Source organism: Okeania sp. SIO2F5, assembly GCF_010692685.1.
Lineage (GTDB): Bacteria > Cyanobacteriota > Cyanobacteriia > Cyanobacteriales > Microcoleaceae > Okeania > Okeania hirsuta.
This window is the reverse complement of the sequence record NZ_JAAHGU010000324.1, coordinates 1-1,131: the sequence shown is the minus strand read 5'-3', so window position 1 is coordinate 1,131 and position 1,131 is coordinate 1. Positions and strand designations below refer to the sequence as shown.

At 39.8% G+C, this 1,131-nt stretch carries 2 protein-coding genes; both read left to right on the top strand.

Annotated features, from left to right (window positions below):
- Positions 1-419 precede the first annotated feature (419 nt).
- Complete coding sequence (locus F6K27_RS33335) at positions 420-614, top strand: hypothetical protein (protein WP_124154397.1); 195 nt, start codon at positions 420-422, stop codon at positions 612-614.
- Between the two features lie 98 nt (positions 615-712).
- Positions 713-1,015 (top strand): transposase, encoded by a 303-nt coding sequence (locus F6K27_RS33330; protein WP_287280903.1) that lies wholly within the window; start codon positions 713-715, stop codon positions 1,013-1,015.
- Positions 1,016-1,131 lie beyond the last annotated feature (116 nt).

Genomic DNA, 1,131 nt, shown 5'->3' with positions numbered 1-1,131 from the left:
GCATCCTTAAAACTTTAACCTTTAGCGATCGCCTAATTTATGAAAAATACAGCTCATACAGTTACTTTTATGTTACATTATCAATATTTATGTAATATGTAAAGATGCCAGCGCTCATTGCTATATCTGCGCGCGAAAATTTTTTTATTCTACTCTACTTAAGGCACTGGACAGTACAAAGTTCTGAGTGGAAAAAAAACATTCCCCACTAAAAGTCGGGGAATGGTGCATACTGGTTAATGATTCTTAAATTTGACCAGCTAATCTCTATTATCCACATAATCGGTACGATAGAGCAAATCTTGACCAACTTACGTCCAGTATTTAGTCGTCATGCCACTGATGAATGGTTTGTGAGCCTGATTTAGGGCATTCTTTTATGCAACCAACATCGGGCAGTTACCAGCGATCTCAACGCTGTGGGACTAACACAAAATTACTACACCCAAGCTTTACACTGGTTTCATTCCCAGGCAATTAGTGCTCAAAAATTATCCATGGGGTGGCATGAATGGTTAATCACTCACCCAAAAGTTCACTGTCTTAGAGGTCAACCAGTTTATGTAGGTGATGGTATAAAAGTCGGTAAGGAAGAAAAAAAATGCCTGCGGTGAAAAAACTAGATAATGAATCAGAAAATGTAACGAAGCCAGAATGGATATGAGGTCATTACTTTGGAGTCATTACCATACTTTTAAAAGCAGGTTGTTGTTTGAAAGTAGTTCCTGTGACTTTGGGATTGCCAGATGGTATCAAGGTAGCTGAGGATGATCAAACTACAATAGTAGAGCGAATGTCTGTTTTGTGCGTAGAACTGATCCATGCTGGTAGCTATATCATTCTGGATGCTGAGTTTGCTTCTCAAAATTTGATTGAAGAGTTGAGAAAGCATAAGCTACATTTAATTACAAGAGTACGAATCAATGCAGTAGGTAAACATCCTTTACCACCACCACCGCTCAAATGCAGTCGTGGCAGACCTCGCATCTGGGGTAAATCATATCATGTCCGGTAGCATCGTTTGTGTATAATAGAGGAGGAAGAAAAATAATTGCCCGGAGCGATATTGCTACGCAACGCTACCGCGATCGCTACTCTTCAAGCACTTGACAAATCATCAGTAGGCCACCA